Source organism: Aeromonas sp. ZOR0001, assembly GCF_000801015.1.
Lineage (GTDB): Bacteria > Pseudomonadota > Gammaproteobacteria > Enterobacterales > Aeromonadaceae > Aeromonas > Aeromonas veronii.
Genome location: NZ_JRJY01000117.1, coordinates 1 through 7,747, shown reverse-complemented (window position 1 = coordinate 7,747; position 7,747 = coordinate 1). Strand labels below are relative to the sequence as shown.

Annotated in this window: 15 protein-coding genes; all 15 read left to right on the top strand. The window is 52.9% G+C overall.

What is annotated here, in order from left to right:
- Window positions 1–393 (top strand): 50S ribosomal protein L5 (gene rplE, locus L972_RS15530; RefSeq protein WP_047439353.1); only part of this gene is annotated, 393 nt, incomplete at its 5' end.
- A gap of 10 nt (window positions 394–403) precedes the next feature.
- Window positions 404–709 (top strand): 30S ribosomal protein S14, encoded by a 306-nt coding sequence (gene rpsN / locus L972_RS15525; RefSeq protein ID WP_005340609.1) that lies wholly within the window; start codon window positions 404–406, stop codon window positions 707–709.
- Between the two features lie 21 nt (window positions 710–730).
- The gene (rpsH, locus tag L972_RS15520) at window positions 731–1,123 is read left to right on the top strand and encodes a 30S ribosomal protein S8 (RefSeq protein WP_005307980.1); all 393 of its coding nucleotides are present in this window, start codon (window positions 731–733) and stop codon (window positions 1,121–1,123) included.
- Window positions 1,124–1,136: 13 nt separating this feature from the next.
- A complete protein-coding gene (gene rplF, locus L972_RS15515; protein ID WP_005340607.1) occupies window positions 1,137–1,670 on the top strand; it encodes a 50S ribosomal protein L6 in 534 nt (177 codons plus the stop codon).
- A 9-nt stretch (window positions 1,671–1,679) separates the two neighbouring features.
- Window positions 1,680–2,033, top strand: coding sequence for a 50S ribosomal protein L18 (gene rplR, locus L972_RS15510; protein WP_005340606.1), 354 nt, complete (start codon window positions 1,680–1,682; stop codon window positions 2,031–2,033).
- A gap of 14 nt (window positions 2,034–2,047) precedes the next feature.
- Complete coding sequence (gene rpsE / locus L972_RS15505) at window positions 2,048–2,548, top strand: 30S ribosomal protein S5 (protein WP_005340605.1); 501 nt, start codon at window positions 2,048–2,050, stop codon at window positions 2,546–2,548.
- A gap of 6 nt (window positions 2,549–2,554) precedes the next feature.
- Window positions 2,555–2,734 carry a 50S ribosomal protein L30 gene (rpmD, locus tag L972_RS15500; RefSeq protein WP_005307985.1) on the top strand — a complete coding sequence of 60 codons (180 nt, stop codon included), beginning with the start codon at window positions 2,555–2,557 and terminating at the stop codon, window positions 2,732–2,734.
- A gap of 2 nt (window positions 2,735–2,736) precedes the next feature.
- Window positions 2,737–3,174 carry a 50S ribosomal protein L15 gene (gene rplO, locus L972_RS15495; RefSeq protein ID WP_005340604.1) on the top strand — a complete coding sequence of 146 codons (438 nt, stop codon included), beginning with the start codon at window positions 2,737–2,739 and terminating at the stop codon, window positions 3,172–3,174.
- An 8-nt stretch (window positions 3,175–3,182) separates the two neighbouring features.
- Window positions 3,183–4,511 (top strand): preprotein translocase subunit SecY, encoded by a 1,329-nt coding sequence (gene secY / locus L972_RS15490; protein ID WP_005340602.1) that lies wholly within the window; start codon window positions 3,183–3,185, stop codon window positions 4,509–4,511.
- A 27-nt stretch (window positions 4,512–4,538) separates the two neighbouring features.
- Window positions 4,539–4,652 carry a 50S ribosomal protein L36 gene (rpmJ, locus tag L972_RS21020; RefSeq protein ID WP_005319705.1) on the top strand — a complete coding sequence of 38 codons (114 nt, stop codon included), beginning with the start codon at window positions 4,539–4,541 and terminating at the stop codon, window positions 4,650–4,652.
- Window positions 4,653–4,791: 139 nt separating this feature from the next.
- Window positions 4,792–5,148 (top strand): 30S ribosomal protein S13, encoded by a 357-nt coding sequence (gene rpsM / locus L972_RS15485; RefSeq protein ID WP_005307991.1) that lies wholly within the window; start codon window positions 4,792–4,794, stop codon window positions 5,146–5,148.
- A 14-nt stretch (window positions 5,149–5,162) separates the two neighbouring features.
- The gene (gene rpsK, locus L972_RS15480) at window positions 5,163–5,552 is read left to right on the top strand and encodes a 30S ribosomal protein S11 (protein WP_005307993.1); all 390 of its coding nucleotides are present in this window, start codon (window positions 5,163–5,165) and stop codon (window positions 5,550–5,552) included.
- Window positions 5,553–5,591: 39 nt separating this feature from the next.
- Complete coding sequence (gene rpsD / locus L972_RS15475) at window positions 5,592–6,212, top strand: 30S ribosomal protein S4 (protein ID WP_005340600.1); 621 nt, start codon at window positions 5,592–5,594, stop codon at window positions 6,210–6,212.
- A 25-nt stretch (window positions 6,213–6,237) separates the two neighbouring features.
- Window positions 6,238–7,227 carry a DNA-directed RNA polymerase subunit alpha gene (locus L972_RS15470; protein WP_005307997.1) on the top strand — a complete coding sequence of 330 codons (990 nt, stop codon included), beginning with the start codon at window positions 6,238–6,240 and terminating at the stop codon, window positions 7,225–7,227.
- 43 nt (window positions 7,228–7,270) lie between these two features.
- Entirely contained in the window at window positions 7,271–7,654 is a 384-nt protein-coding gene (gene rplQ, locus L972_RS15465) for a 50S ribosomal protein L17 (protein ID WP_005307999.1), read from the top strand.
- The last annotated feature ends 93 nt before the right edge of the window (window positions 7,655–7,747 follow it).

The following is a 7,747-nucleotide window of genomic DNA, read 5'->3' as shown; positions in this document are numbered from 1 at the left end:
CTGGAAAATGCGGCTGCCGATATGGCTGCCATTTCCGGTCAGAAGCCGCTGATCACCAAAGCTCGCAAATCTGTTGCGGGCTTCAAGATTCGTGAAGGCTACCCGATAGGTTGTAAAGTAACCCTGCGTGGCGAGCGTATGTGGGAGTTCCTGGAACGGCTGATCTGCATCTCCGTACCGCGTATCCGTGACTTCCGTGGCCTGAACGCTAAAGCGTTCGATGGTCGTGGTAACTACTCCATGGGCGTGCGTGAGCAGATCATCTTCCCGGAAATCGACTATGACAAAGTCGATCGCGTCCGTGGTCTGGATATCACCATCACCACTTCCGCGAATACCGATGAAGAAGGCCGTGCTCTGCTGGCTGCCTTTAACTTCCCATTCCGCAAGTAAGGTTAGGGTTATGGCTAAAACATCCATGAAAGCGCGCGAAGCAAAGCGTGCCAAGCTGGTAGCCAAGTACGCGACCAAGCGTGCCGAGCTGAAAGCTATCATCGTTGACATGAACGCTTCTGAAGAAGCGCGTTGGGATGCTGTACTGCAACTGCAACAGCTGCCCCGTGATTCCAGTCCGTCCCGCCAGCGTAACCGTTGCAATATTACTGGTCGTCCGCACGGTTTCCTGCGCAAGTTTGGCCTGTCTCGCATCAAGGTGCGTGAGCATGCCATGAAGGGCGAAATTCCGGGCCTGAAGAAGGCTTCTTGGTAACGAATCTCGGGAGTTAGACTTATGAGCATGCAAGATCCGATCGCGGATATGCTGACCCGCATCCGTAACGGTCAGGCGGCGAGCAAAGTTGCGGTTTCCATGCCTTCTTCCAAGCTGAAAGTGGCTATCGCCAAAGTGCTGAAAGAAGAAGGTTACATCGCTGGCTACTCCGTAGCTGGTGACGTGAAGCCGGAACTGGAAATTGAACTGAAATATTTCCAGGGCAAGCCAGTTGTAGAACTGATCCAACGCGTAAGCCGTCCAGGCCTGCGTATTTACAAGCGCACTACTGATCTGCCGAAAGTTATGGGCGGTCTCGGTGTTGCTATCGTGTCCACGTCTAAAGGTGTGATGACTGACCGTGCTGCTCGCAAAGCAAGCATGGGCGGTGAGATCATCTGCTACGTCGCTTAATAGGAGGTAGGAAATGTCTCGTGTTGCTAAGGCACCCGTCACTATTCCTGCTGGCGTAGAGGTGACTCTGAACGGCCAGGAACTGACCATCAAAGGTGGTAAAGGTTCTCTGGTTCGCTCTATTCACGCCGGTGTAGAAGTGACCAAAGAAGACAATGTACTGAAGTTCGCCCCGCGCGGCAGCATCGCTGGTGCTGACGCTCAGGCCGGTACTGCCCGTGCATTGGTCAACAACATGGTAATCGGTGTTACCCAAGGCTTCGAGCGCAAGCTGCAGCTGGTTGGTGTAGGTTATAAAGCCTCCATCAAGGGCAATGCTGTTGCGCTGGCTCTGGGCTTCTCTCACCCGGTAGAGCATGCGCTGCCGGCTGGTGTGACCGCTGAGTGCCCGACTGCTACAGAAATCGTTCTGCGTGGCGTCGACAAGCAGCTGGTTGGCCAAGTCGCCGCCGATATCCGTGCTTACCGCGCTCCGGAGCCCTACAAGGGCAAGGGTGTACGCTATGCCAACGAGCAAGTGCGTACTAAAGAAGCTAAGAAGAAGTAAGGTAACACTATGGACAAGAAAGCAGCTCGTCTCCGTCGTGCTACTCGTGCTCGGAAAAAGATGCAGGAACTGGGAGCTACCCGTCTGGTTGTTCACCGTACCCCGCGTCATATCTATGCGCAGGTTATTGCAGCCAACGGTTCCGAAGTTCTGGCCTCTGCTTCCACAGTAGAGAAAGCCATCAGTGAAGCTCTGAAATACACCGGTAACGCAGATGCTGCTACCGCTGTAGGTAAGGCTATCGCTGAGCGTGCTATTGCCAAAGGCGTTCAGAACGTATCTTTCGATCGTTCCGGTTTCAAGTATCACGGTCGCATCGCTGCCCTGGCAGCTGCCGCACGTGACGCTGGTCTTCAGTTCTAAGCTAGGAGTCGAAGATGGCTAAAGTCGAATCTCAAGCCGGCGAACTGCAAGAAAAGCTCATTGCAGTAAACCGTGTTTCGAAAACTGTTAAAGGTGGTCGTATCATGTCCTTCACCGCGTTGACCGTGGTGGGTGATGGTAACGGCCGTGTAGGTTACGGTTACGGTAAAGCCCGTGAAGTTCCGGCTGCTATTCAAAAAGCAATGGAACAGGCTAAGCGTAACCTGAACAAGGTTGAGCTGAACAACGGCACTCTGCACCACCCGGTGCGTGGTGTTCACTCTGGCTCCACCGTGTTCATGAAGCCGGCCTCCCAAGGTACTGGTATCATTGCAGGCGGCGCTATGCGTGCTGTTCTGGAAGTTGCCGGTATCCACAACGTGCTGGCCAAGACCTACGGTTCCACCAACCCAATCAACGTTGTTCGCGCTACTGTAGACGCTCTGGTTCACGGTCAATCACCGGAACAGATCGCTGCCAAGCGTGGTCTGCGCGTTGAAGAAATTCTGGGGTAATGCGACATGGCTAACACTGTAAAAGTAACTCAAACTCGCAGCTCTATCGGCCGTCTGCCAAAGCACAAGGCGACTCTGCGTGGTCTGGGTCTGCGTCGCATTGGTCACACCGTTGAGCTGGAAGATACTCCTTGCGTACGCGGCATGATCAACCAGGTTTATTACATGGTTAAGGTGGAGGGCTAAGCATGCGTCTGAACACTCTGTCTCCGGCCGCTGGTTCCAAGCCTGAAAAACAACGTCGTGGTCGTGGTATCGGCTCCGGCCTGGGCAAGACTGGTGGTCGTGGTGTTAAAGGCCAAACCTCTCGTTCCGGTGGCGGTAAAGTCCGCAACGGTTTCGAAGGTGGCCAGATGCCTTTGAAAATCCGTCTGCCGAAGTTCGGTTTCTTCTCTCGCAAATCTTTGGTTTCTGCCGAAGTGCGTCTGAACGAAATCGCCCTGGTAGAAGGTGATGTGGTCGACCTGAGCACTCTGAAGCAAGCCGGTGTTGTTACTAAGAACATCGTGTTCGCTAAAGTTGTTCTGTCAGGCAACATTGACCGTGCTGTGACCGTTCGTGGTCTGTCCGTCACCAAAGGTGCACGCGCAGCCATCGAGGCCGCTGGCGGTAAAATCGAGGAATAATCAGTACAATGGCTAAGAAACCAGGATTGGATGTTAAAGCACAGGGTGGTCTGAGTGAACTGAAGAGCCGTCTGCTCTTCGTTCTCGGGGCGATTATCGTTTTCCGTGCAGGCTCTTATGTGCCGATTCCTGGTATTGACGCCGCCGTACTGGCCGAGTTGTTCCAGCAACAGAAGGGCACCATCATTGAGATGTTCAACATGTTCAGTGGTGGTGCACTCTCGCGTGCTTCTATTCTTGCGTTGGGGATCATGCCGTACATTTCGGCATCGATCATTATCCAGCTGCTGACAGTGGTTCACCCCGCTCTTGCTGAACTCAAGAAAGAAGGTGAATCCGGCCGTCGCAAGATTAGCCAATATACCCGTTGGGGCACGCTGGTTTTGGGAACTTTCCAGGCCATTGGTATTGCAACCGGTCTGCCGAATATGATGCATGGACTCGTGACTAATCCGGGTCTGGGCTTCTATTTCACAGCGGTTGTGAGTCTGGTCACCGGTACCATGTTTTTGATGTGGTTGGGTGAGCAGATTACCGAGCGTGGGATTGGTAATGGTATCTCGTTGATTATTTTCACAGGTATCGTTGCTGGTCTGCCGCATGCCATTGGCGCTACGGCCGAACAGGCACGTCAAGGGGAATTGCACATCCTGCTGTTGTTGTTGCTGGGCTTGATTGTTTTCGCAGTGACTTACTTTGTGGTGTTCGTGGAGCGTGGTCAGCGTCGTATCGTCGTTAACTATGCCAAGCGTCAACAAGGCCGCCAGGTATTTGCCGCGCAAAGCACACATCTGCCGTTGAAAGTTAATATGGCTGGTGTGATTCCTGCGATTTTCGCATCCAGTATCATCCTCTTCCCAGGGACCATTACCTCTTGGTTTGGTCAGGGTGAGGGTAAAGTAGCTGATATCCTGCAACAGGTCTCTATGGTCCTGCAGCCGGGTCAACCGCTTTACGAGATGCTGTATGCAGCAGCCATTATCTTCTTCTGCTTCTTCTATACCGCGCTGGTGTTCAACCCCCGCGAGACAGCAGATAATCTGAAGAAGAGTGGAGCCTTTATCCCGGGGATTCGCCCGGGCGAGCAGACAGCACGTTACATCGATAAGGTTATGACTCGCCTGACATTGGCAGGTGCGCTCTATATAACCTTTATCTGTCTGGTACCCCAGTTCTTGATGACTGCCTGGAACGTACAGTTCTACTTCGGTGGCACTTCGCTGCTGATTATCGTGGTTGTTATCATGGACTTCATGGCTCAGGTACAAACCCATATGATGTCTCATCAATATGGCGACGTCCTGAGGAAGGCCAACCTGAAGGGCTACGGCCGCTAAAGGTCGGCGTAGTTACGGAGTTAAGCAATGAAAGTTCGTGCTTCCGTTAAGGCAATCTGCCGTAACTGCAAGATCATCAAGCGTCACGGTGTGGTGCGTGTGATTTGCAGCGAGCCAAAGCATAAACAGCGCCAAGGCTAATTTTTTACGGTTAGTACTTGCAACAAATAGTTGTGCTGGCTAATATAGCCAGCCAACTTTTGTTGTGTATTGGTTGACCGCCACGTATCCGCTCACGGGCTTTGTGGTGGTCGTAATCTACTATATGTAGGAGTGAATAGTGGCCCGTATCGCTGGCATTAACATTCCTGACCATAAGCATGCAGTCATCGCTTTGACTGCGATTTATGGCGTCGGTCGTACCCGCTCCAAGGCCATCTGTGCCGCAGCCGGTATCGCTGAGAATGTGAAAATTAAAGACCTGGACGAAGCTCAGATCGAGAGTCTGCGTGAACAAGTAGGTAAATTCACCGTTGAAGGTGACCTGCGTCGTCAGATTTCCATGAACATCAAGCGATTGATGGATCTGGGTTGCTACCGTGGTTTGCGTCACCGTCGTAGCCTGCCTGTTCGTGGTCAACGTACCAAGACCAACGCTCGTACCCGTAAGGGTCCGCGCAAGGCTATCAAGAAGTAACGGGAAGGTAGAAAATGGCTAAAACTCCGACTCGTGCTCGCAAGCGCGTTAAAAAGCAAGTGAGCGACGGTATTGCGCACGTTCATGCATCTTTCAACAACACAATCGTGACCATTACTGACCGTCAGGGCAATGCTCTGTCTTGGGCTACTTCTGGTGGTTCCGGTTTCCGTGGTTCTCGTAAGTCCACCCCGTTCGCTGCTCAGGTAGCTGCCGAGCGCGCTGGTGAGATGGCCAAAGAATATGGCGTCAAGAACCTGGAAGTCATGGTCAAAGGTCCGGGTCCCGGTCGTGAGTCTTCCATCCGCGCCCTGAACGCGGCTGGTTTCCGCATCACTAACATTACTGATGTGACTCCGATCCCGCACAACGGTTGTCGTCCTCCCAAGAAGCGCCGCGTATAACGCTGTAGCTACTTGGTCTAGGATTGTTGGAGAAAGAAGATGGCAAGATATATCGGTCCTAAGCTTAAGCTTAGCCGTCGTGAGGGCACCGACCTCTTCCTGAAGTCAGGTGTTCGTGCGATTGATTCTAAGTGCAAGATTGACACCGCCCCTGGTCAGCACGGTGCGCGTAAAGCGCGTCTGTCCGACTACGGTGTTCAGCTGCGCGAGAAACAAAAAGTTCGTCGTATCTACGGCGTATTGGAAAAACAGTTCCGCAACTACTACCGCGACGCTGCCCGTCAAAAGGGTAACACCGGTGAAAACCTGTTGCAGCTGCTGGAAGGTCGTTTGGACAACGTTGTTTACCGTATGGGCTTCGGCGCTACTCGTGCTGAATCTCGTCAGCTGGTGAGCCACAAGGCCATCATGGTAAACGGTCGCGTTGTGAACATTCCTTCTTTCCAGGTTTCCCCTGAGGACGTGATCTGCGTTCGTGAGAAGGCTAAGAAGCAAGCGCGTATCAAAGCTTCCCTGGAAGTTGCTGGTCAGCGTGAGAAGCCGACTTGGGTAGAGGTTGACGCCGCTAAAATGGAAGGTGCTTTCAAGCGTCTGCCAGAGCGTTCCGACCTGTCTGCCGACATTAACGAACAGCTGATCGTCGAGCTTTACTCCAAGTAAAGCTAGCTTCTAAAGAGAGGACACAATGCTGGGTTCTGTAACAGATTTTCTTAAACCGCGGCTAGTTGACATCGAGCAAGTTAGCCCGACTCATGCGAAAGTGACTCTTGAGCCACTCGAGCGTGGCTTTGGTCACACGCTGGGTAACGCCCTGCGTCGTATTTTGCTGTCATCTATGCCCGGTTGTGCAGTTACTGAAGTCGAAATTGACGGGGTACTGCATGAGTACAGCAGCAAAGAAGGTGTACAGGAAGACATTCTTGAAATCCTGCTCAACCTGAAAGGTATCGCTGTGAAGCTGGAAGGCAAGGACGAGGTAACTCTGTCCCTGACCAAGTCTGGAACAGGCCCCGTTACCGCTGGTGATATCACTCACGGTGATGAAGTCGAGATCGTAAACCCGGAGCATGTAATCTGCCACCTGACTGGTGCCAATGCTGAAATCAGCATGCGCCTGAAAGTTCAGCGCGGTCGTGGTTATGTGCCTGCTTCTGCTCGTGTTCACAACGATGATGAAGAGCGTCCTATTGGTCGCCTGCTGCTGGACTCCGCGTTCAGCCCCATCGTTCGTATTGCCTACAATGTTGAGGCAGCACGTGTGGAACAGCGTACCGACTTGGACAAGCTGGTCATCGACATGGAGACCAATGGTACCCTGGATCCTGAAGAAGCCATCCGTCGTTCTGCCACTATTCTGGCCGAGCAACTGGAAGCCTTCGTGGATCTGCGCGATGTCAGCGTGCCCGAGAAGAAAGAAGAGAAACCCGAGTTTGATCCGATTCTGCTACGTCCTGTCGATGATTTGGAGCTGACAGTTCGTTCTGCGAACTGTCTGAAGGCAGAAGCTATCCACTATATTGGTGATCTGGTACAGCGTACCGAAGTTGAGTTGCTTAAGACTCCTAACCTCGGTAAGAAGTCCCTGACTGAGATCAAGGACGTGTTGGCCTCCCGTGGTCTGTCTCTTGGCATGCGCCTTGAGAACTGGCCGCCCGCCAGCATCGCTGACGAGTAATCCAGATTACGGGTTTCACAGATTTAGTTAGAAGGATAAGGTCATGCGCCATCGTTTGAGTGGTCGTCAACTGAACCGGAACAGCAGCCATCGTCAGGCAATGTTCCGCAACATGGCCAGCTCCCTGGTTCGTCATGAGATCATCAAGACGACTCTGCCTAAGGCAAAAGAGCTGCGTCGTGTAGTTGAACCGCTGATCACCCTTGCCAAGACTGATAGCGTTGCTAATCGTCGCCTGGCATTTGCCCGTACTCGCGATAACGCGATCGTGGCTAAGCTGTTCAATGAACTGGGCCCGCGCTACCTGGAGCGCGCCGGCGGTTATACTCGCATTTTGAAATGCGGTTTCCGTGCTGGCGACAACGCCCCAATGGCTTACATTGAGCTGGTAGACCGCCCGGCCGCTGCTGAAGCAGCTGCTGAGTGATAAAGAAAAAGCCGGGCTTGTCCCGGCTTTTCTTTTAATGAATTCTGATACTGCCTCAACTGCCTCAACTGCCTCAACTGCCTCAACTGCCTC